Raw genomic sequence first — 20037 nt, forward strand, 5'->3', positions numbered from 1 at the left:
GCGTAATACGGGTTCGAGACCCAGTCGAGTATTCGAGTTTGGTGCTTGGAGTTCTAAGGTGCGTTCATGTTTGTTATCGGTCTCTCGACAGAGGAGCCAGCGTTCAATCGAACTGCACATTAGAAAGCTTTAGTTGCAGCTAAAGCCTGGGTCTCACTTTACCCAAATACGAGTGAGATTATCCATACAAAGCGTTGCACCGGACGAGCCGGTGAACGCAGCGTTATACAATTTTTATACGGAGACATCGATGTTCATATTCAATAATATCCACGACCGAAAATATAAAAAGATATTCTCCAATTACGAAAATGTAATCTTTGATTTGTCTCTTACCCAGATTAACAACCCCAACAATTCTGATTGGAAGAATATCAAAACAGGAGATTTAGCCTGTGTGGTTACAAGTAGCAGAAAAGTAAGCACAATATATAAAGTATTAGATATTGTACATTGTGGTGAAGTTGAGGGTGAAGAAGGAGATATATATGTACTAAGGGGGGTAGTAATTGCTAAACTTGCAAGCCAGTCGGATATGACCGCTCTTCTTAATAAGTTTAATGTTTCTCATCGTAAGCTTCCAGATAACAAGTTTTCAATTGGATTCAATGTTGCTGATCTCAAATATCAACTAGATGCTCTTCAAGTTCAGGTAGGTAAAGATACGATTAGCCTTTCAGAATTGAGGCAAAAAATCGTATAACAAATAAGAATAAGTGTCGCGCAGCCGACACTTTATTTGGGTGTTGAACAAGCCCGTTGCTTTATTAAGTAAATAGCTCGAATGCGCATAGGTGGGCGCTGCGCCTGGCACTTTTTTCAGCGCGAGCGCAGCCAAGAAGTGAGCAGATAAGACATCACATCAATACGTTACGTTAACGATGTCGATTTTGTCGGTTTGCTCTCCTGTGTTTAAGTGAACGCCATTCTCCTTATTCTGTTCGCCTTTCGGCTACCTCGGTCGTGTCACGCCGACGCAGACCATGAGCCGCTCCCCGCATGTAGGACAACATCGTGTCGTATGCTGCTCAGGGGCCGCCTCAACGGGCAAGGTATGGTGTGCCATGTGAAGCAACATACGTTGAATATGGTATCGCTTGTGTTTGGCGCTGCCATGCAATAAGCCATAGTCACGCACGCGTTGTAGCCCTTTGGGTAAGACATGCTGAAGTATTAACATCAGGAACTGATTGGTAGGCAACGAGCGGGTCGCCGATTGATTTGTCTGGCTGTCGGTGTACCGGAAGGTCACCATAAAATACGTGGTTGGCAACAACTTGGTGGTTTGCCTTTCTAGCCATTGTACTGTGTTGGTTTGCCTTGAAGCGTTAAGTTGTCGAGGTGCTGTTGATAAAGAGCATCGAAGTGGCGTTGTTGTAGAGGGGTCATGGTGTTTCTCCTGTCTACTGCTGATTGGCAGAGTAGGAAGAAACATAGGCGTTATACGCCAAAGATTGGGTTCACATCTATACTCTTATGCAAGATTCTGATGATCTGGATGTTTTGGCTACCAATTTGTTGATAAAAAATAACATGGCTTCCTTGTGGAAATTTTCGGTAGCCATCTCTGATTTCATCACAAGTTTTACCAATATCAGGATTTTCAGCGAGTAGCCAAAATGATTCATCGAATTGTTTGAGGTAAATATTACGTTGCTCGCGGCCCCACCTGCGGGAGGTAAACAAGGCAATGTCTTTTAAATCAGACTTTGCCTTGTTGGTTAGTTGAAATGGTTTCATTTTCTCTCTTCGCTATCTAGTACACTGATAAACGAATCGAGGTCATAATCAGCCATACCACTTTCTTCACCTTCAACGAGTAGTTGTCGTAAAGTGTTTATTTTCGTTTCTTGTGTTTCGAGTAAACGTAGAGCGGAACGAATTACTTCACTTGCTGAGCCATAGCGTCCACTTTGGATTTGGTTACTGATGAAGCTATCAAAGTGTTCGCCGAGAGTGATGCTAGTATTTTTAGCCATTGCAATCTCCTAATACCAAATAGTACCTAATTATGGTATTAATTTGAGTTGATCGCAAGTGGCGCACAACAAACCAGTATGTCGTCAAGCACTAAATTTTAGCGAGATTTTTATGTCTGTGAGCATCGAATTTAAGATCACGACCATCTTGCGCACACAGGCAATAATGGCGACTTTTTTCGGATTTTTAGCGGCGACTAATCGGGTATACGTGGCTTTAGAAACAGGATTACATTGCATCGCAGACATCATCGCCATATACAACACGGTACGAACTTGAGCACGACCACCTTGGATCACTCGTTTGCTTTTATACCGTCCACTTTCTTTTGTCACGGGTGCAACACCAATGAGTGACGCCGCTTGTTTGTTAGTTATGTGTATTTCTAGCTTGGAGGTTAGATGGAATCGGTTAAGGTAGCATTAAACCCGCTGGATTGGTCTGGTGTTTCAGCAATTACATCAATCCTGATGCTTCTCATCAATTTTTTCTTACTCGTGTCGGTAATTTTTGCTTACCGCACCATTAAAGAGGAAGTAAAAAATAGGGATAGTACCCTGCTGCTTTGGGCAATGGATGAAATGTCAAAGATCAAGTCAGACCTATCATTGCTTCATAATGCAGGCGACTATTTAAACGGAGAGCTAGGGAGCGAAGACCATGAGGTCGCTTGGTCTAAAGAAACCGTTGATGCAGCGTATCGTGTCAGTATTGTGATGCAACGATTATCCTATATGGCTATGTCAGGGCTTATTAGTCGAGAGCATTTTTCAAAAATGTGGGGTCCTGCTTTTATAAAGGCCTGGGATTCGTTAGAGCCGTATATCCATCACAAGCGCTTCCTAAATGGTGAACCTTTGACGCTCGCAGAGGGCGCCTACAGCCGGAATGATTTCGAAAAATATGTCCTGTACTGTAGGGATCTAAACACATAACACGGCCAAGCACGGCGGCGCCCTTTGACCTTTAAATTGCGCCTTTGGCTCCATTCCAAGGGTGCGCATGCTGCAAGCGTTAGAAAACTAGGAAGTTACGGATGATCAAGGAAGTTGGAAGCACAGTAATTCAAGAGTTTCACAAAGCTCAATGTCATTGTGGTTCAGTCGAGTTTGAGCTGCACTTGCCACAGGGCATCGAAAAGCCTAGGCGTTGTGATTGCTCGATATGCCGTCGTAAAGGAGCAATAGTAGCCTCAGTAAAATTGGATGGCATTCGTATTTTGAAAGGTAAAGAGCATTTAAAACTTTATCAATTCAATACGAATACAGCAAAGCATTACTTCTGCTCAAACTGCGGTATTTATACACATCACCAAAGGCGTTCAGATCCAAGTGAGTATGGTTTTAATGTGGGTTGCTTAAACGGGGTAAATCCATTTGATTTAGGTGATGTTGTAACAAATGATGGGGTTAATCATCCAGCGGACAAACGAGAACGAACGACTTATGAAGGATATAGACATGCGTGATCATTACGATTTTTCTGAGTCCGTTAAGAATCCATACGCCAAGAAGCTCAAGAAGCAGGTTACGATCCGGCTGGTGTCGGAAAGGAAAAAGATCCGACCAAGAAGTGGGTAGATAGGCTGTCACGCCCACGCAGACCATGATCCGCTCCCCGCATGAAGGATAACATCGTGTCGAATGCTGCTCAGAGGTCGCCTCAATGGGCCAGATCTGAACAACTATCCTGACATCGGGAGATTCAGTGCTGTCCATATTGTGGTGAGAAGTTAGAACGAGAACTTACTCAGCAAAAGCAACCTTACTATTACCATTTCGACGCCTGCTAATTAGGCTGTTGATCTATGTTTTTTTAGTACGTCGTCAATCACTCGTTTTTGGCGAGGTTTTTATCTCACATTACGCCGTCTCTGAGCATTGAACTTACGATCACCGTCATATTACCAACGGTGCAGGTTCATTCTTTTAATGCGATTTATTACGCAGTTTGGATCGCCTGCTATCGAAGAAGGACGATGAGGCTCAGTCAAGCCTGAAGTGATGACTTTGCCTTAAATGAACACAATTGATAGGGAATAGAGAGTAAACCTGATATGATCCATGTCTTCCAGTTTTCACGTTGATAGCACTGGATTTACCTAAGACTAGGAACTATTTTGACCAATAATGACATTTTACGCCGTGTACGCTATACATTTGATTTAAAAGATAATGTAACAACTGAGATCTTCGCTTTAGCCGATTATACAGTGACCAATGATCAAGTCAGTCGCTGGCTGAAAAAAGAAGACGATGAATATTTTGTTAAACTTAGCGATACAGAACTAGCGATATTTCTGAATGGCTTTATCAATCTTAAACGTGGTAAACGAGACGGTGAGCAGCCTAAGCCAGAGCAAAGGCTAAGTAATAATATCGTTTTTCAAAAATTACGCATTGCTTTGAACTTAAAAGCAGACGATATTTTAGATATTCTGCAGCTTGCCGATTTTCGATTAAGTAAGCATGAGCTCAGTGCCTTTTTCCGTAAACCGGATAATAAGCACTATAAAGAGTGCAAAGACCAAGTGCTGCGAAACTTCTTATCAGGCCTCCAGCGTCAGTTACGTCCAAGTAGTGACCAATTCGATGTAGAATAAGCGATAACACTGTCAAATAGCTTCCTCATCTGCGTGCCTAGCAGCATGAGGATGACTATTTACCAGAAACACGTATAAAAGGAATGTTTGTGTGAAAAGTAACTGTGTTCTCTTTTTAACATTCACAGTAATGCTGCCATGTTTTAGTACTGTGGCTGCAGAGCTCCCCATTAAAAAGCAGAACCTAATGGGGCAGTGGACATGCTCGTTTACCATGCAAGGTGATAAAGTCTACAAAGAGCAATGGACATTAAAAGATAACAACGCGTTCTCACTACAAGGACGTGTTGAATATTTTCTTGGCGAAAAGAATGCGCACTTTTTATATGATGCGACAGGTGAATGGGAGTTAATCAACGAGACAATTAAGTTGGTTTACAATCCGTTTGAGTTTCAGAGCAAAGACAGCTTCAGTCAAGATTATATCTCCGATATTGAAACCGTATACATTACACCGGCATGGAATGGCACACGACGATTTCAGTACGACGTTGAGGCATTGTCAGCATCACGTATGCAAATCGGCGATGACTACGATAGCTGGCAATGTAAAAGAAACAAACGTGCGAATTAAACGGCTAAGACTACTTTGTTGATAACTCGCGCAACGTGCCAAACCGCGAATTAGGTAGAAAGATCAAGGATGATAATGAATACAGAACAACAGGAATACTTAAACGCCTACCTTGCCACTTTAAGTGACGAAGAACGTCAGGCCGTGCCTGAAACCATTGCCGAGTACTTTTGCGCGGATGAATACAACGCCAATGAATGCGCTCGTTTGATTGATCAAGGCATTAAACGCGCATCGTGCAGCTTAAAAGCCTGCTATGAGATAGAAAACGAACCCTACCCACAAGTGGGCCGTTTAACTGTGGTGCTTAACTGGGCGCAGCAGCCGGTTTGTATTATTAAAGTAACTGAAGTGAGCGAGTGCCCGTTTGATCAAGTGACTGCTGAATTTGCCGCAGCGGAAGGTGAAGGCGACAAGAGCTATGCGTGGTGGCGGCAGGCACATCTTACGTTTTTTGAGCAGGAAGGGCGAACACTCGGCGTGCCGTTTACAACCCAATCCCCTTTGGTGTTAGAGCGCTTTGAGAAAGTCTATCCGTTTGATAACCATGAAACTGAGCAGGTAAGCGCATGATAAAACAAGTCGGTCAAACATCCATCCAACCCGAACACTTGGCGCGCGGCCGTTTTAGGCGATTGTGTTAAGCGAATAACCACTAGACATGTTCCTTAAGTTGTACATGTCTAGTTTGTTGCTCTATACTTCGATGTTGTACGAATAGGAGTGATCCGATGAAAATTATTTCGTTTACTGAAGCGAGAAATAGCCTCAAAACGGTATTAGATGGGGTGGTTGATGACGCTGATACCGCTATCATTACCCGACGTGATGCGGAAGACGCGGTGGTGATGTCGCTTGACTACTACAACAGCCTTATGGAAACCGTCCATCTGTTGCGCTCGCCCGCCAATGCTGAGCACCTAAATCGCTCTATTACTCAGTACAAGATGGGTAAAGCGATGGAGCACACGTTAGTCGATGACGATGAGTAGTCGCTTACTTTGCTGGACGCATGATGCGTGGCGTGACTACGTATACTGGCAAAGTCAGGATAGAAAAACACTCAAGCGAATCAACAAGCTCATCCTCGATGTAAAACGAACGCCATTCGAGGGGATAGGTAAGCCCGAAGCACTAAAAGAGAATCTGACAGGCTTTTGGTCGCGGCGTATTGATGATACCAATCGGCTGGTTTACGCCGTGGATGATACGTCTATTACGATCCTATCTTGCCGGTATCACTATTAGTCACCTAGCGCCTGCGGTGCACAATGGCACAATAAAGGTACGAGGCGTCATGTTCACCACTCTCAATAAAAGTCACGCCTTATAATGCCTCCGGATAGTGTGTTTTCAGTAATTCGTCGACCACCGCCAGGTTCTGACCGAGCTTTCTTAGTGCCAGCAGGCGCGTTTTGCTGAACTTGGCATCTTTGGGCACCAAGCGCATGATGTAGGCCGCGCGTTTGCCGTGGTGCACGTCCTCTGATTTATGGAAAAAAGCATTACAAAACAGCAGCGCATCACCTGCATCTAACGCAGGGGTCACTTTGCCTTTCTCCATATAATCATACTCTTGCTGGGTGATTTGAAACGGTGGGTGCTCGGGCACCGACGGGTCGGCAATGCGCACCAGTGAGTGTAATTGGTTGGCTTCGCGAATCAGCGAAAGACGCACTGCGCCTTCTTCCATCACAATAGATAACTGCCCTGAGCCGACTTCTTTCACAGGCGTCAGCGGGATCCATACCGTGAGCATATCCTCTGGCCGCTCCATAAAGCCAATCGAGTCAAAATCGGTATGAAAAGGAAAGCCTTGATCCTCAGGCGTTTTCTCCAAATATAAGTCAGCCAAAATACGATAGTCTGGCAGCAGCGCCTCAATGGTGTCGGCGATGTTGAGATCTGGGTCGCGGAATACCATGGGTCCATAGATCGCTTTTTTGTAGATGTCGGCATACCACGTTTGTCCATTGGGCATGGCGTCGAGTTTGGCAGCGAGAGCCGTTTGTGTCTCTTGGCTCAGTACGCCAGGGACGACTTTGCCGTGATGGGGAGAGAGGTTGTCGAGAAAGTCGGGGCGAGCTGGCATAGAAGCTCCTAGTGTAGATATGGGAATCGAATGCGTTGTGATCCCAAGTGTAGCAATTCAGTGAGTCAAACACATAAACTCCTTTCTATCTTAAACTCCCTTCTATCTTAGGGCCTTGGTTCGTCAACACGGTCAATTTAGCGTAGGATGCCAGTAATCCAGTCACATGTAGCTGTTTATGACTATTGAAGTAACAAACGTGCCAACCTCCGATGTTACCTGCGCGACGTGTAAAGCGTGTTGCTGTCGCTTAGAGGTGATGCTGATTACCGATACCGGTGTACCCAGAGAGCATATTGAAATCGATGCTTGGGGCGGAGAGGTAATGAAACGGCTTGACGATGGTTGGTGCTCGGCGGTTGATCGAGACACGTTTATGTGCACGATTTATGAAAATCGGCCTTGGATTTGTCGAGAGTTTGAAATGGGCTCAGATGAATGCATCGATGAGCGTAAAAACATGTAACTACGATTCACCGTGAAAAAAGAGGGCCTGTTGAGTAAACAGGCCCTCTTTTTTATTTTTTGATCGCGCGAGGGCGGCCGTTCTCATCAATGGCAACATAGTTAAATGTTGCATGACTGACCTTATTACGATCACCAATTTCATCATGGCTGACGGGCTTAACCCATACCTCGAGTTCAATGGTTATCGACGTATTGCCGATACGTTGGCAGGTACCGTAGCAGCAGACCACATCGCCGACGCTCACCGGTGATTTAAAGGTAATGTCATTGACTGAGACAGTCACAACGCGACCGCCTGAGATTTCTTTCGCCAAAATGGCGCCGGCCAGATCGAGCTGAGACATAATCCAGCCACCAAAAATATCACCATTGGCGTTAGTGTCCGCAGGCATCGCTAATGTACGAAGTAGCAGTTGGCCGCGTGGGCAGTTGTTTTTATTGTCAGACATGGCTCTCTTCACATCTTATTGAAAAGGGGCAATGCGCCCCTTTTTTACAGTACAAGATAAGAATTGTGACCGCTAACACAGCATTCGGGCAAGTTTTTATTGGTCCGATAAGCGTTAAACCCAATCCCAGCCGAAGACCAACAGCATTAAAATGGGGCAAATAACGCGCACATAGCCGGGCCAAATTTTCCAGAACCAGGTGTCGCCCAGTTCAGGACTGCCTTGCACCAACTCTTTTAATATTTCGTTGCGGTGCCATAGCCAACCGGCGACAAGCGCAAACAGTAGACCGAGAATTGGCTGTGCGTATTCGGTGGTCACGGTGACGACCAAGCCAAACAGCTCGCCAAAGTTGTAGACGATGATGGCCGAGGCGGCGGTGATCAGGCCTCCTATCCACCAGACCGCTTTTTCTCGTGATTGTTTCAGCTCTTCGGTCGCACAGGCGACAGGCACTTCAAGCATGGAAATCGCCGAGGTGAGTGCCGCAATCACCATGAGCAGGAAGAAGGCAAAACCGATGAATAAGCCAGCCGAGCCCATGGTGTCAAACATGGCCGGTAATACGCTAAATACCAGGGTGTCGCTGCTCAGCAATTCGCCCGCTTCGCTGTATATCGCCACCCCATTGTGCTGTGCCACAAACATGGCGGGCATGATCAGTAGCCCCGCGGTAAAGGCAATGCCCGTATCGAGTAGCGCAACTTGCGCGGCCGTTTTAGGAATGCTGGCAGATTTGGATAAGTAAGAGCCGTAGACCATCATCACGCAGACACCGAGCGATAACGAGAAGAAGGCTTGCCCCATGGCACTCACAACCAGGCTAGGTGACAGGTGTGACATATCGGGGATCAGGTACATTTTTAAACCATCGATCGCACCCGGTTGGAACAAAATGTACACCACCATGACCACGAACAACAAAAACAGGACGGGCATAAGGCGGGATGACCAACGTTCAATACCGTTAGCAATGCCATTGCGCACAACCAGGATGGTCGGCACCATAAAACACAGCATCAATACCAGATTTCGGGTATCGCTAAATGATTCTAACCAGGTTGCTGTTTCGGTAAAGCCCAATGCGGTGAGTAAAGGCGAGACCATAAACCCGACCAGCCAGCCAGCGACAATGGCATAGAAGCTCAGAATACCCGTCGCTCCCAGCATACCGACTAAGCCGAGCAGGCGGCCCAACCACTTGTGTCCGCCGGCAACCGACGACAAAGAGCGAACAGGGTTGGCATTACCGTAACGACCAATAGTGAGTTCTGCTATTAAAAGAGGGTACGCTAGGATAAAAACCATTAGCAGATAAATGAATAGAAAAACGGCGCCGCCGTTAGAGGCGGTTTGGGTAGGGAATCCCCAAATGTTGCCTAGCCCAATGGCTGAGCCTGCTGCCGCCAAAATAAACCCAATGCGGGATGAAAATTGTGCGCGTTGTGTGTTTGCCATACCTACTCGTTATCGTTTGCGATAATTAATTGATTTTTTTTAACGACACCTCAGGATGTCGTCGTTGATGAAACTGTCAAAGGTGTAAACTTTTTATTACGAACTTGGATGAGTGATTCCCAGCTCAAAGACTCGTAAGTAAAACAGTTTATGCGTAGAATTTGAAGATCTTGCCGTATGTAATGCCTAAAATAAGCATAATTTCCCCATATTCTTCCTGCTCGTGATGACTTCTTCGACAGTGATAAGCGCGATTCGCTACCTATAGTGAGTATCACAGTGACTTTCTCTGCTGCAATCACTGATTTAACAATCTAGTAACATTGCGGTGAGTTGTCACAATAATATGACTGACTGCGCTAAGATAAGCGCCAATGATGTGCGTTAACTCACTGTCGAGTCTGATTGTGTCGTAACCTAAAGACAAGACGTTGCTTGCACCCGCTCATAACCTAGGCAGAATGGAAGAGCTAGCGGGTTAACCCTTTATTAATGACTATCAAGGTGTGCACTTGGGCATGGAAAAAGTCTACGAAATCCTTACCGTACTGTTGTTGTTACTGTACTGGTTAACAATTGCGGGTGTAACGATACGCGTGGTATTCAAGCGACGCGCACTGGGCGTGTCGATTGCTTGGCTGATGATTATCTATATTTTGCCGATTGTGGGGGTGATTGCGTACCTGCTTTTTGGAGAATTGAACTTGGGGAAAACCCGAGCCGTGCGGGCGAAAGCGATGTTTGAGCCTTATCGTCAGTGGCTGTTAAGTTTACAAGCGTGTCCCGCGCACCGTCCCCATCATATTAATGAGCAGTCCCACCATGTGAACCGGCTCTGTCATGCTCGAATTGGTGTCCCTGAGCTCACGGGCAATCAATTGGCGCTAAAAACGGAACCGGCAGAGATCCTTAAATCTGTGGCACTCGACATTCGTCAGGCGCAAAAAAGTGTGGATATGGTGTTTTATATCTGGCACCCGGGCGGGCACGCTGATGAGGTGGCGCAGGCGGCGTGCGATAAAGCAAAACAGGGCATTCCAGTGCGGATCATGTTGGATTCTGCAGGGAGCAAAGCTTTTTTCCGTAGTAAATGGCCTCATGCGATGCGCGAGGCCGGGGTTGAGCTGATAGAAGCACTGGCGGTGAACCCGTTCAGGATGTTCTTTCGTCGCCTCGATATTCGCCAGCATCGTAAAGTGGTTATTATCGATAACCAACTGGCTTATACCGGCTCGATGAATATGGTCGATCCACGATTTTTCAAGCAAAATGCGGGTGTTGGTCAGTGGGTCGATGTGATGGTTCGCGTGTCGGGGCCGACGGTATCGGTGCTTAGCAGCGTATTTGCCTGGGACTGGGAAGTTGAAACCGGCATTCGTGACCTGCCCAGTGCGCCCGAATGCTTGATGATAGAAGATCATCAACATGCCAATCATGCCGTACAAGCGATTCCGTCAGGGCCTGGGTTGCCTGAAGGAATGATCCAACAAGTGCTCACCTTGGCCATCCACCAAGCGGAAACCAGTATTACGATTACCACGCCTTATTTGGTCCCCAGTGAAGGCCTGATGGTCAGCCTGCAAACCGCGGCGCAACGCGGTGTGAAAGTGACGATCATTGTGCCGGAAAAAAATGATTCGCTGATGGTGGAGTGGGCGAGTCGCTCATTTTTTGAGGACTTGATGTCAGCGGGGATAAACATCTATCGCTTCAGCGGTGGCTTATTGCATACCAAGTCAGTGCTTGTCGATGAGCAGTACTGCTTAGTGGGAACGGTAAACCTTGATATGCGCAGCCTATGGTTAAACTTTGAATTGACTTTGACTGTCGATGACCCTGAATTTTGTGCTGCTATTAACCAATTACATCAGGATTATCTGGCTCAGTCTTCGCGCGTAAACCTTGAGAGCTGGCAACAGAGGCCGGTTTACCTCAAACCTATCGAGCAGTTTTTTTATATGTTTAGTCCGCTGTTGTAAAAAAAACCCACCATGGCACGACTTGCCTGGTGGGCTTTTTGCTATCGGTACTGATGACGACAAGCGACTGAAAGCTACGAGGCGTGTGCTGTTGCCGCTTTCATGGCTCGGACAAACTCAGTAAGCGCGTTGAGCATAGTCGGCACGTCGTGCTGATGGGTTTCAATAATTTTCACCACCGCTGAGCCTGATATTGCACCGGCGGCTCCGGCCACAATGGCTGCCTTGACTTGCTCAGGGGTTGAAATACCAAACCCAAGTAGCGGGCGCGGTGCTTGATGATGAAGTAGGGTACCTAGCAAGTGCTCGACCGGTGTGCCGGCTTTGGCTTCCGCACCAGTTACCCCGGCGCGCGATACCAAATAGGTATAGCCACGACCCAGCTCGGCCACTTTGGCGAGGGTTTTATCGTCCGCATTGGGTGGGGCGATAAAAATCGGATCGATACCGTGCGCTAGGGCGTGATCACGAAAGGGGGCAGATTCAGTAATCGGGGCATCGGCGATAAGCACCGAGTCGACGCCAACCTCAGCGCAGCGGGTGTAAAATGTTTCGATACCCCGTGCATAGACTAAGTTGGCGTACATTAATAACCCAATGGGAATCGTGGGGTGCTTGGCACGAATGGTCGCTAACATGTCAAAACAGGTATCGGGTGTAGTGCCGGCTGCCCGCGCTCGGATGGTGGCGTCTTGAATGGTCGGCCCATCAGCGAGCGGATCGGAAAATGGCATGCCGAGCTCTAGGGCATCCGCGCCACCTTCAATCAAGGCATCGACCACGGCGAGCGATTGCTCAGGATTCGGATCCCCCAAGGTCACAAAGGGAACAAAGGCGCCTTGCTGTTTGGCATCCAAGTTTGCAAACATTGATGAGTATCGCGTTGATGGTGCCACCATTACAGCTCTCCTTTGCCTTCTAAAATCTCATAAACCGAAAAAATATCTTTGTCGCCTCGGCCCGATAAATTAACCACCAGTACCTGCTCTTTATTGGGGTCGGCGGCGATCATTTTTTGCGCGTGTGCCAGGGCGTGGGCGGTTTCTAATGCGGGAATGATCCCCTCATTACGCGCCAGTGATTGAAAGGCTTCCAGCGCCTCGTCATCCGTGGCCGCCGGGTATTCAGCACGACCAATGGCGTTTAGGTGGGCATGTTGAGGTCCCACGGACGGGAAATCTAACCCCGCAGACACGGAATACGACTCCTCTACTTGGCCATATTCATCTTGCATTAATGGCGATTTCATCCCAAAGAAAATCCCGGGCTTACCGTGTTTTAAGGGGGCGCCGTGCTGATCGGTATCGAGTCCTTTACCGGCCGGTTCCACGCCAATTAAGCGCACGTCTTTGTCTTCAATAAAGTCCGCAAACATGCCAATGGCGTTTGAGCCGCCGCCGACACAGGCGATCACCGCATCGGGCAAGCGGCCTTCTGCGCGCAGGATTTGTTCGCGGGTTTCTTCACCAATAATGCGTTGAAACTCGCGCACAATGGTCGGGAAAGGGTGAGGGCCGGCCGCGGTGCCGAGCAAGTAGTGCGCGGTATCATAGTTGGCAGACCAGTCGCGCATCGCCTCGTTACAGGCATCTYTGAGGGTCGAAGAGCCCGCGTGCACGGGGATCACCGTTGCGCCCATCAGCTTCATACGAAACACATTGGGGCTTTGACGTTCAACATCCTTGGCACCCATATAAATGCGGCATTTTAGCCCCAACAGCGCACATGCGAGTGCGGTCGCCACGCCGTGTTGTCCGGCGCCGGTTTCGGCAATAATTTCTGATTTGCCCATGCGCTGAGCGAGCATCGCTTGGCCAAGCACTTGGTTGGTTTTGTGCGCGCCACCGTGGAGTAAATCTTCACGTTTGAGATAGAGTTTAGTCTTGGTGCCCTTGGTAAGATTACGGCATAACGTCAGTGCGGTGGGGCGTCCCGCGTATTCTTGCAATAGACGAATATAGTCGTCTTTAAAGGTGGGATCTTCTTGCGCATCAATAAACGCTTGCTCGAGTTGATCGAGCGCAGGCACCAAAATTTGTGGCACGTACTGGCCGCCAAATTCACCAAAATAGGGGTTAAGCTTGCTCATAATAATCCTTTTACGTCTTTAATTTGGTGCCGAGGTGCGTCGTTCACCCCGGCGTAATCACTCATCTCTGGACAATTAATAACGGCGTAGGGCACGAAACGCCGCGTTAAGCTTGTGGGCGTCTTTCACTCCGGGCGCATGTTCGACGCCGGAGTTAAAATCGAGCCCTAAGCAGCCTTGTGCAGCGGCCTTTGCGGCATTGTCGGGCGTCAAGCCACCCGCGATCATCACTTTGTCTTTGGCCGCTTTTGGGATCAGGTGCCAATCAAAGGTTTTGCCGGTGCCGCCAGATTGCTGACCGACTCGGCTGTCGATGAGATGGCGGTCTGCGTCGATGCCGTCTAACGCTGGGGCGACATCAGACACACCGTGCGCTTTCCACATTTCACAGTGGGTCGGAAGCCTTTCGCGCAGTGCTTGTAAGTACGCAGCATCTTCATCGCCATGTAATTGCACCGCGTGTAGGTTGAGCTGATGGGCATGCGCTGCGACAGTCTCTATTGCGTGGTTTTGGAACACGCCCACATAGCGAAGTGGCGCGCCTTGCTGTATACGTTCGGCCACGGCTGGGGTTACCGCGCGCGGCGAGTGTTCAACAAAAATGAGCCCGCCATAAACCGCGCCCGCGTCATAGGCGGCGAGGGCATCATCGGCTGAGGTTAACCCGCACACTTTGTTATCGCCCAAGATCACTTTACGTAGCGCAAGCGTGAGATCGGGTTCTGCCATTAAGGCACTGCCAATCAAAAAGCCGTCGGCGTAATCGGCGAGGTCGCGCACATGGCGGTGGCTATGAATGCCACTTTCTGAAATCACGATCGCTTTTTCCCCCACTTGTGGTGCTAAGCGTTTGGTGCGATCGCGATCAATACTTAAATCGCGCAAATTACGGTTGTTAATGCCAATCACCACCGCCCCTAAGGCATTGGCCCGCGCCAGCTCGTCTTCGGTACTCACTTCGGTGAGCACCCCCAGTTTTAAAGACTCGGCTAAATCGGCTAGCTCACGGTATTCGGCGTCGTCGAGCACTGACAGCATCAACAAGATCGCATCGGCTTGATAATGACGCGCGAGGTAAACCTGATACGGGTCGATAATAAAGTCTTTACACAGCACCGGAGCATCAACTTGGTCACGCACGATGGGGAGAAAATCAAAACTGCCCTGAAAGTAGTCTTCATCGGTGAGTACCGAAATCGCCGTAGCGAATGGCTTGTATGCTTGCGCAATGGCTGCTGGATCAAAATCGTCTCGAATCACCCCTTTCGAGGGCGAGGCTTTTTTGCACTCCAAGATAAACTGCGAGCCCGGTGCGGCTAACGCAGCACGAAAATCACGATCGCTCGGCGTCAGTTGGTCGACAAAGCTTTCTAACGGCTGGGCTTTTTTGCGGGCGGCGATCCAGCGTTTTTTGTCATCGACAATGCGGCCTAAAATGGTGTCGTTGAGGGCTGACGTGGTCATACTGCGCTCCTTTGTGCTAACGCTTGCATGATGGTGTAAGGCTTGCCCGACGCCATCACGTCCAAGGCCTGTTGGGTATTTGCTTTCAAATCTTCTTGTCCGAATAAGCGTAGCAATAGGGCGACATTGACCGCTACCGCCGCTTGCTGGGCATCTGTGCCTTTACCTTGCAAAATCGCGCGGATCATCTCGCGGTTTTGCTCGGGCGTGCCCCCGGCAATGCTGTCCAGCGGGTATTGGGATACACCAAAGTCGCTGGGGGTTAGGGTGTAATGCTCAATCTGTGTTGGCGTGATTTCTGCCACCGTCGTAGGGCCATGGATCGCCACTTCATCCAGGCCGTCACCGTGAACCACGGCCGCGCGCGTCATGTTGAGGTTTTGCATGGTTTGCGCAATTGGCGCCACCAGTGCTTGGTCGTACACGCCCATCAGCTCAATACTGGGCTTGGCTGGATTGATTAACGGCCCAAGCAGGTTAAAGATGGTGCGTGTTTTCATGGCTTGGCGCACGGGCATCGCATGGCGCACACCGGTGTGGTATTGCGGGGCGAATAAAAAGCACACGCCAAGTGTATCCAGTGCCGCACGCGCTTGCTCGGCAGGCATGGCCAAATCAATCCCAAACGCGGCGAGTAGATCCGACGAGCCGGATTTGCTTGAGACCCCGCGATTGCCGTGCTTGGCGACTTTCACGCCACAGGCAGCGGCCACAAATGCGGCAGTGGTCGAAATATTAATGGTGTTCGCGCCATCGCCACCCGTGCCGACGATATCGGCAAACGGATAGCTGGGACGTGGAAAAGGCTCGGCGTTATCGGTGAGTGCCTTCGCGGCGCCGGCGATTTCTTCGGGGGTTTCCCCTTTAATCTTCAATGCGGTTAACGCGGCGGCTAATTGAGCAGGCTCGAGCTCGCCTTGAATAATGGCGCTAAATAGTTGTTCACTGCGCGTTTGGCTGAGCGACTGCTGTTGGTAGAGCGCTTCTAGTAGGTGATCCACGGTTGCTTGATCCATCACTGCATTTACCTCGATGTGTCTGTCCTGACGTCCGTACTTATTGGTGCTGTACGTGTTGTATCTCTATTCGTTTCTTTATTTATTGGTTTGTTTAGCTATTAATCACGATTGCCTTGGTAAAATTCACTCGCCCAATCAATGGTGTGGGTGAGTAGCGCCGCCCCTTGCGCGGTTAAAATCGATTCGGGGTGGAATTGATAACCGACTACATAGTCGGTGTTGTTAACCACGGCCATCACTTTCTGATCTTTGCCATCAAAGGTTGTGGCGATGACATCCAAGTTGGCAGGGACATCAGTGGCAACCAGTGAGTGGTAACGGGCGACGGTTAATGGTGAGGCAAGTGGACCAAACACCGCATGTTGCTGGTGGTGCATGGCCGAGGCTTTGCCGTGCATAATGGTGCCGGCGCCTGCCACTGTGCCGCCGTAGGCTTCAACGATGGCTTGCTGGCCCAGACAAATCCCCAGCATAGGTACTTGGCCGCGCAGCGCCTCAATCAATGCGGGCATGCAGCCGGCATCGGCGGGTGCTCCGGGGCCAGGCGAGAGCACCAGTAGCGGCTGGGGCAGGGCACGAATGTGGCTGACAATGGCATCAGCATCTAAATGGTGCCGGAACACCGTGACCGGGTAACCCAATGCGCGAAATTGATCCACTAAGTTATAGGTAAAGGAGTCCATGTTATCGAGCAAGACAATGTCCATTTTCGGGGTGCTCATGGTTGGCCTCCTTGGTGAGCAGCTTGAATCGCATGGATCACGGCTTGCGCCTTGCCGCGGGTTTCGTCCGCTTCCGCTTGTGGGTCAGAATCAAACACCACGCCTGCGCCGGCTTGTACGGTGGCGATGCCGTTTTCAACATACGCTGAGCGGATCACGATGCAGGTGTCCATGTCGCCTGAACCGGTAAAATACCCCACCGCACCGCCATAGCTACCGCGGCGGCAATGCTCGGTATCACGGATCAGTTGCATCGCTCTAAGTTTCGGTGCACCGGTGAGCGTGCCCATGTTCATACAGGCTTGGTAGGCATGCAGCGCGTCAAGATCGGGTTTAAGTTGACCCACCACCCGAGAGACTAAGTGCATGACGTGGCTGTAGCGGTCCACTTTGAGCAAATCGGCCACGTGGCGGCTGCCGGGCGTGCTAATGCGTGCAACATCGTTACGGGCCAAATCGACCAGCATCATGTGCTCAGCATTTTCTTTTTCATCATTACGCAGCTCAAGTTCAATTCGGCTATCTAAGTCATGATCAATGCTGCCTTGGGCCGTTTTTCCGCGTCGACGAGTACCGGCAATAGGGTAAATTTCGACTTGATTGGTCGTTTGGGTATATTTGAGTGCGCTCTCTGGTGAGGCACCAAATAAGCTGAATTCGCTATCGCGCAGATAAAACATATATGGGCTAGGATTGCCGTGTTTCAGCGCGCGATAGGCATTGAGCGGCGACGGGCACGCGAGAGTAAAACGGCGCGAGGGCACCACTTGAAACACATCTCCGGCGATCACGTGTTTTTTTAGCGCTTCAACTTGCTGACAAAAGTTTGAATCGGAGACTGAAACTGCGACTGAGTGTTCAGTCATCACGGGCGCGTCGGGAAGTGGCGCAGGCGATAAGCAGGCTTCTTTGATGCGTTGCAAGCGGCGCGATAAATCCACGTAGTGGGCACTTGCATTATCGCCACCAAACAAGGTGCCTTGTAAGCGTGCTTGTCGGTGTTGGTGATCAATCACCAGTAAGCTCTCGGCGACATAAAAGAGATAATCCGGACAGCTCTCGGTGCCGTCTACGCTGGACAGTGTTTCGGTACTGGCGACTAAGTCATAGGCAAATAAGCCGCCGATAAACAGCGCATCGTCAGGCCGGTTCTCCAACGCGACGCTTTGTTTAACGACGCGCAGCGCATCAAACACCGACGCTTGGCGCAGACGGGCGTCTTCATCCAGCAGGGCACCATTGTCGTTAGGATGGCGGAATGTCAGTGTCAGTGCCGGCTGATTGTTACGCTCAGTGCTTTCTGCCTCACAGGGTAACGCTTGTAGCGCCGCACTTTGCCTGATGCTGTCGAGCAAATGGGCGCCATTATGGGTCAGCGCTTGCAAGGTCACGGTTTGTGCCCGGCATTCAATCCGTACCGCGGCGTCAACGAGCATCAGGCTTTTCACGTTGCGCTTTGAGTCAATTTCAGCTGACTCCAGCAACATGCTAAAGGGTTTATCTTGGCACACGGCGGCATACAGCTCGGTCGGATCGGCCACATAAGGCACCGACAGTTGGAGCGTATCGAGCTCGCCGTATTGGAGGTGATGGGTGTTCACAGCTTTCTCCCTGCCGCTTGAACAAAGGGGGTTAATTCTTGCATTAGCTGCGCGAACATATCGCCGGTCAATGCTTGGTGACCGTCTGACAACGCCTCGCTTGGATTCAGATGGCTTTCCACAATAATGCCATCTGCGCCGACGGCTGCAGCCGCGCGTGATAGCGGCGTGACGAGCTCTCGCACACCCGTTCCATGGCTTGGGTCGACCAGTACTGGCAGGTGGCTGCGTTGTTTCATAAAGGCCACCGCGTTTAAATCCAAGGTGTTTCTTGTGGCGGTTTCGTAAGTGCGAATGCCGCGCTCACACAAAATCACATTAGGGTTGCCCGCATCGACAATATATTCCGCTGCCAGCAAACATTCTTCGATAGTGGCGGAAAGGCCGCGTTTTAACAAGACCGGTTTGCCAGTTTCTCCCACTGCTTTGAGTAAGCCATAGTTTTGCATATTACGTGCGCCAATTTGCAAGCAATCAATGTATTCACACACGGCATCGACTTGGCTGATTTCCATCACTTCTGACACGGTTGGCATGCCGGTGAGCTCACTGGCTTTTTTTAGCAGCTTAAGCCCTTCTATTCCCATGCCTTGAAAATCATAAGGGCTGGTGCGCGGCTTAAAGGCACCGCCACGTAACACGCGAGCGCCGTGGGTTTTAACTCGCTCTGCCACGGAAAGCAATTGAGGTTCCGACTCCACCGAGCAAGGGCCTGCCATGACCACAAAGTCTTGTCCACCGACAGGCACATTGCCGATATTTACTACGCTATCGTGCGGCTGCACATCACGGCTGACGCGTTTGTACTTGGTTAAAATCGGTTTCACTTCTTCAACCAGCGGGTTGGCCTCAAAGTGGCATTGTTGCAAAACGCGTTCATCGCCCAACGCGCCGAGTACAATGCGCTCAACCCCTGGCATGTAAAGTGGTTTTAATCCGCACTGCTCGATTTGGTTGAGTAGCCCTTTGGCGTCCTGCTCAGTGGCTTGGGGTTTAAGTACAATAATCATCAAATATCCTTTTAAACTATGGTTGTGGATTACCGTGGCTGAATGCTTAGTGGCCAAATGCTTAGTGGCTAAATGCGTAGTGGCACGATAACGCTTAATGGCAAAGCTCAGAGACAAAAACGCCCGCGTCAGTGGCGGGCGTTGTGAATAAGGTAGCTGTTGATACAGCCCGTTACACCGCCCGTAAGGAGCCGTGCCACCCAATAAGCGCAACAGAGGTCATAGATGTCGCTAGCGCGCTGACGGCCAGTACTGCAGTGGGTGCCGTGTAAATGCCCTTTGTACGAGGCGAGGTATTGAAATACATGCTGCGAGACTCCGTTGTGACTGTTACCCTTAGCGCAATCTTGCTCCCCGAGACCGAGAAACGGTGCGCGTTAACTTGTGTACTAGTAAACTGATATTTTGTCTCTGTGTCAACGGGGAAAACCAAAAGAATGCAGAAAAAGTGCGGAAAAAGCGCACCATAAAAAATAACAAATGAATCAATAGTGTTCGCGTACGTGCATTAACTTGCTTGCGTTAGCATC

At 49.5% G+C, this 20037-nt stretch carries 22 protein-coding genes and 2 pseudogenes; 10 read left to right on the top strand and 14 right to left on the bottom strand.

The window, feature by feature from the left end; all coding sequences use genetic code 11:
• Positions 1 to 250: 250 nt before the first annotated feature.
• Entirely contained in the window at positions 251 to 703 is a 453-nt protein-coding gene (locus BZG81_RS12970; protein WP_077677576.1) for a hypothetical protein, read from the top strand.
• A 249-nt stretch (positions 704 to 952) separates the two neighbouring features.
• Here the strand turns inward: BZG81_RS12970 and BZG81_RS15515 are convergent.
• The 4 genes and pseudogenes from BZG81_RS15515 to BZG81_RS12990 all read right to left on the bottom strand — a co-directional run.
• Positions 953 to 1252: pseudogene (locus BZG81_RS15515) on the bottom strand (transposase); the annotation flags it as partial.
• Between the two features lie 188 nt (positions 1253 to 1440).
• The gene (locus BZG81_RS12980) at positions 1441 to 1740 is read right to left on the bottom strand and encodes a type II toxin-antitoxin system RelE/ParE family toxin (RefSeq protein WP_077577371.1); all 300 of its coding nucleotides are present in this window, start codon (positions 1738 to 1740) and stop codon (positions 1441 to 1443) included.
• Positions 1737 to 1979, bottom strand: a complete 243-nt coding sequence (locus tag BZG81_RS12985) for a type II toxin-antitoxin system ParD family antitoxin (RefSeq protein WP_077677578.1) — start codon at positions 1977 to 1979, stop codon at positions 1737 to 1739. Before BZG81_RS12985 ends, BZG81_RS12980 begins: the two co-directional genes overlap by 4 nt.
• Positions 1980 to 2063: 84 nt before the next feature.
• Positions 2064 to 2360 (bottom strand): annotated as a pseudogene (locus BZG81_RS12990) (transposase); the annotation flags it as partial.
• 21 nt (positions 2361 to 2381) lie between these two features.
• Between BZG81_RS12990 and BZG81_RS12995 the strand changes: the two are divergent.
• The 7 genes from BZG81_RS12995 (at position 2382) to BZG81_RS13030 (ending at position 6404) form a co-directional block, all read left to right on the top strand.
• Positions 2382 to 2915: a hypothetical protein gene (locus tag BZG81_RS12995; protein WP_077677579.1), complete on the top strand. Its 534-nt coding sequence runs from the start codon at positions 2382 to 2384 to the stop codon at positions 2913 to 2915.
• Positions 2916 to 3019: 104 nt separating this feature from the next.
• The gene (locus BZG81_RS13000) at positions 3020 to 3448 is read left to right on the top strand and encodes a GFA family protein (protein ID WP_198533659.1); all 429 of its coding nucleotides are present in this window, start codon (positions 3020 to 3022) and stop codon (positions 3446 to 3448) included.
• 651 nt (positions 3449 to 4099) lie between these two features.
• On the top strand, positions 4100 to 4582 hold the full coding sequence (locus BZG81_RS13010) for a DUF1456 family protein (protein WP_021024588.1): 483 nt from the start codon (positions 4100 to 4102) through the stop codon (positions 4580 to 4582).
• A gap of 187 nt (positions 4583 to 4769) precedes the next feature.
• The gene (locus tag BZG81_RS13015) at positions 4770 to 5156 is read left to right on the top strand and encodes a hypothetical protein (RefSeq protein ID WP_077461021.1); all 387 of its coding nucleotides are present in this window, start codon (positions 4770 to 4772) and stop codon (positions 5154 to 5156) included.
• A 75-nt stretch (positions 5157 to 5231) separates the two neighbouring features.
• On the top strand, positions 5232 to 5729 hold the full coding sequence (locus BZG81_RS13020; protein WP_077677581.1) for an ASCH domain-containing protein: 498 nt from the start codon (positions 5232 to 5234) through the stop codon (positions 5727 to 5729).
• Positions 5730 to 5887: 158 nt separating this feature from the next.
• Entirely contained in the window at positions 5888 to 6148 is a 261-nt protein-coding gene (locus BZG81_RS13025) for a type II toxin-antitoxin system Phd/YefM family antitoxin (protein ID WP_077677582.1), read from the top strand.
• Positions 6135 to 6404: a Txe/YoeB family addiction module toxin gene (locus tag BZG81_RS13030; protein ID WP_198533658.1), complete on the top strand. Its 270-nt coding sequence runs from the start codon at positions 6135 to 6137 to the stop codon at positions 6402 to 6404. Before BZG81_RS13025 ends, BZG81_RS13030 begins: the two co-directional genes overlap by 14 nt.
• Before the next feature lie 79 nt (positions 6405 to 6483).
• Here the strand turns inward: BZG81_RS13030 and BZG81_RS13035 are convergent, their stop codons facing one another.
• Positions 6484 to 7248, bottom strand: coding sequence for a hypothetical protein (locus tag BZG81_RS13035; RefSeq protein WP_077461025.1), 765 nt, complete (start codon positions 7246 to 7248; stop codon positions 6484 to 6486).
• Between the two features lie 178 nt (positions 7249 to 7426).
• Here BZG81_RS13035 and BZG81_RS13040 point away from each other — a divergent pair, with 178 nt between their 5' ends.
• The gene (locus BZG81_RS13040; RefSeq protein WP_021024594.1) at positions 7427 to 7714 is read left to right on the top strand and encodes a YkgJ family cysteine cluster protein; all 288 of its coding nucleotides are present in this window, start codon (positions 7427 to 7429) and stop codon (positions 7712 to 7714) included.
• A gap of 52 nt (positions 7715 to 7766) precedes the next feature.
• On the opposite strand, the gene yciA is transcribed toward BZG81_RS13040, so the two are convergent.
• Both yciA and BZG81_RS13050 read right to left on the bottom strand, forming a co-directional pair.
• Positions 7767 to 8165: an acyl-CoA thioester hydrolase YciA gene (gene yciA, locus BZG81_RS13045; RefSeq protein ID WP_021024595.1), complete on the bottom strand. Its 399-nt coding sequence runs from the start codon at positions 8163 to 8165 to the stop codon at positions 7767 to 7769.
• A gap of 114 nt (positions 8166 to 8279) precedes the next feature.
• Entirely contained in the window at positions 8280 to 9623 is a 1344-nt protein-coding gene (locus tag BZG81_RS13050; RefSeq protein WP_021024596.1) for a sodium-dependent transporter, read from the bottom strand.
• A 518-nt stretch (positions 9624 to 10141) separates the two neighbouring features.
• On the opposite strand from BZG81_RS13050, the gene cls reads away from it, so the two are divergent.
• The gene (gene cls, locus BZG81_RS13055; protein WP_077677583.1) at positions 10142 to 11602 is read left to right on the top strand and encodes a cardiolipin synthase; all 1461 of its coding nucleotides are present in this window, start codon (positions 10142 to 10144) and stop codon (positions 11600 to 11602) included.
• Positions 11603 to 11676: 74 nt separating this feature from the next.
• On the opposite strand, the gene trpA is transcribed toward cls, so the two are convergent.
• From trpA to aroF, 7 genes are all read right to left on the bottom strand, one after another.
• Positions 11677 to 12501 carry a tryptophan synthase subunit alpha gene (gene trpA, locus BZG81_RS13060; protein ID WP_077677584.1) on the bottom strand — a complete coding sequence of 275 codons (825 nt, stop codon included), beginning with the start codon at positions 12499 to 12501 and terminating at the stop codon, positions 11677 to 11679.
• On the bottom strand, positions 12501 to 13691 hold the full coding sequence (gene trpB / locus BZG81_RS13065; RefSeq protein ID WP_077677585.1) for a tryptophan synthase subunit beta: 1191 nt from the start codon (positions 13689 to 13691) through the stop codon (positions 12501 to 12503). The genes trpA and trpB overlap by 1 nt, the downstream gene beginning before the upstream one ends.
• 75 nt (positions 13692 to 13766) lie before the next feature.
• Positions 13767 to 15155, bottom strand: a complete 1389-nt coding sequence (trpCF, locus tag BZG81_RS13070; protein WP_077677586.1) for a bifunctional indole-3-glycerol-phosphate synthase TrpC/phosphoribosylanthranilate isomerase TrpF — start codon at positions 15153 to 15155, stop codon at positions 13767 to 13769.
• Positions 15152 to 16171 carry an anthranilate phosphoribosyltransferase gene (trpD, locus tag BZG81_RS13075; RefSeq protein WP_217706523.1) on the bottom strand — a complete coding sequence of 340 codons (1020 nt, stop codon included), beginning with the start codon at positions 16169 to 16171 and terminating at the stop codon, positions 15152 to 15154. Before trpD ends, trpCF begins: the two co-directional genes overlap by 4 nt.
• Positions 16172 to 16272: 101 nt before the next feature.
• Positions 16273 to 16896 carry an aminodeoxychorismate/anthranilate synthase component II gene (locus BZG81_RS13080; protein WP_077677587.1) on the bottom strand — a complete coding sequence of 208 codons (624 nt, stop codon included), beginning with the start codon at positions 16894 to 16896 and terminating at the stop codon, positions 16273 to 16275.
• Positions 16893 to 18497: an anthranilate synthase component 1 gene (locus BZG81_RS13085; RefSeq protein WP_077677588.1), complete on the bottom strand. Its 1605-nt coding sequence runs from the start codon at positions 18495 to 18497 to the stop codon at positions 16893 to 16895. Before BZG81_RS13085 ends, BZG81_RS13080 begins: the two co-directional genes overlap by 4 nt.
• Entirely contained in the window at positions 18494 to 19507 is a 1014-nt protein-coding gene (aroF, locus tag BZG81_RS13090) for a 3-deoxy-7-phosphoheptulonate synthase (RefSeq protein WP_077461176.1), read from the bottom strand. The genes BZG81_RS13085 and aroF overlap by 4 nt, the downstream gene beginning before the upstream one ends.
• Between the last annotated feature and the right edge of the window lie 530 nt (positions 19508 to 20037).

The organism is Salinivibrio sp. MA607, assembly GCF_001996245.1.
In the GTDB taxonomy this organism is placed as follows: domain Bacteria; phylum Pseudomonadota; class Gammaproteobacteria; order Enterobacterales; family Vibrionaceae; genus Salinivibrio; species Salinivibrio costicola.

What these genes read in the sequence shown, in the direction of transcription:
- aroF (WP_077461176.1), bottom strand. Translation starts at nt 19,507, where the DNA reads ATGATTATTGTACTTAAACCCCAAGCCACTGAGCAGGACGCCAAAGGG.
- trpCF (WP_077677586.1), bottom strand. Translation starts at nt 15,155, where the DNA reads ATGACCACGTCAGCCCTCAACGACACCATTTTAGGCCGCATTGTCGAT.
- BZG81_RS13015 (WP_077461021.1), top strand. Translation starts at nt 4,770, where the DNA reads ATGGGGCAGTGGACATGCTCGTTTACCATGCAAGGTGATAAAGTCTAC.
- trpA (WP_077677584.1), bottom strand. Translation starts at nt 12,501, where the DNA reads ATGGTGGCACCATCAACGCGATACTCATCAATGTTTGCAAACTTGGAT.
- BZG81_RS13080 (WP_077677587.1), bottom strand. Translation starts at nt 16,896, where the DNA reads ATGAGCACCCCGAAAATGGACATTGTCTTGCTCGATAACATGGACTCC.
- BZG81_RS12970 (WP_077677576.1), top strand. Translation starts at nt 251, where the DNA reads ATGTTCATATTCAATAATATCCACGACCGAAAATATAAAAAGATATTC.
- BZG81_RS12980 (WP_077577371.1), bottom strand. Translation starts at nt 1,740, where the DNA reads ATGAAACCATTTCAACTAACCAACAAGGCAAAGTCTGATTTAAAAGAC.
- BZG81_RS13050 (WP_021024596.1), bottom strand. Translation starts at nt 9,623, where the DNA reads ATGGCAAACACACAACGCGCACAATTTTCATCCCGCATTGGGTTTATT.
- trpD (WP_217706523.1), bottom strand. Translation starts at nt 16,171, where the DNA reads ATGGATCAAGCAACCGTGGATCACCTACTAGAAGCGCTCTACCAACAG.
- BZG81_RS13025 (WP_077677582.1), top strand. Translation starts at nt 5,888, where the DNA reads ATGAAAATTATTTCGTTTACTGAAGCGAGAAATAGCCTCAAAACGGTA.
- BZG81_RS12995 (WP_077677579.1), top strand. Translation starts at nt 2,382, where the DNA reads ATGGAATCGGTTAAGGTAGCATTAAACCCGCTGGATTGGTCTGGTGTT.
- BZG81_RS12985 (WP_077677578.1), bottom strand. Translation starts at nt 1,979, where the DNA reads ATGGCTAAAAATACTAGCATCACTCTCGGCGAACACTTTGATAGCTTC.
- yciA (WP_021024595.1), bottom strand. Translation starts at nt 8,165, where the DNA reads ATGTCTGACAATAAAAACAACTGCCCACGCGGCCAACTGCTACTTCGT.
- cls (WP_077677583.1), top strand. Translation starts at nt 10,142, where the DNA reads ATGGAAAAAGTCTACGAAATCCTTACCGTACTGTTGTTGTTACTGTAC.
- BZG81_RS13040 (WP_021024594.1), top strand. Translation starts at nt 7,427, where the DNA reads ATGACTATTGAAGTAACAAACGTGCCAACCTCCGATGTTACCTGCGCG.
- BZG81_RS13035 (WP_077461025.1), bottom strand. Translation starts at nt 7,248, where the DNA reads ATGCCAGCTCGCCCCGACTTTCTCGACAACCTCTCTCCCCATCACGGC.
- BZG81_RS13030 (WP_198533658.1), top strand. Translation starts at nt 6,135, where the DNA reads ATGACGATGAGTAGTCGCTTACTTTGCTGGACGCATGATGCGTGGCGT.
- BZG81_RS13020 (WP_077677581.1), top strand. Translation starts at nt 5,232, where the DNA reads ATGAATACAGAACAACAGGAATACTTAAACGCCTACCTTGCCACTTTA.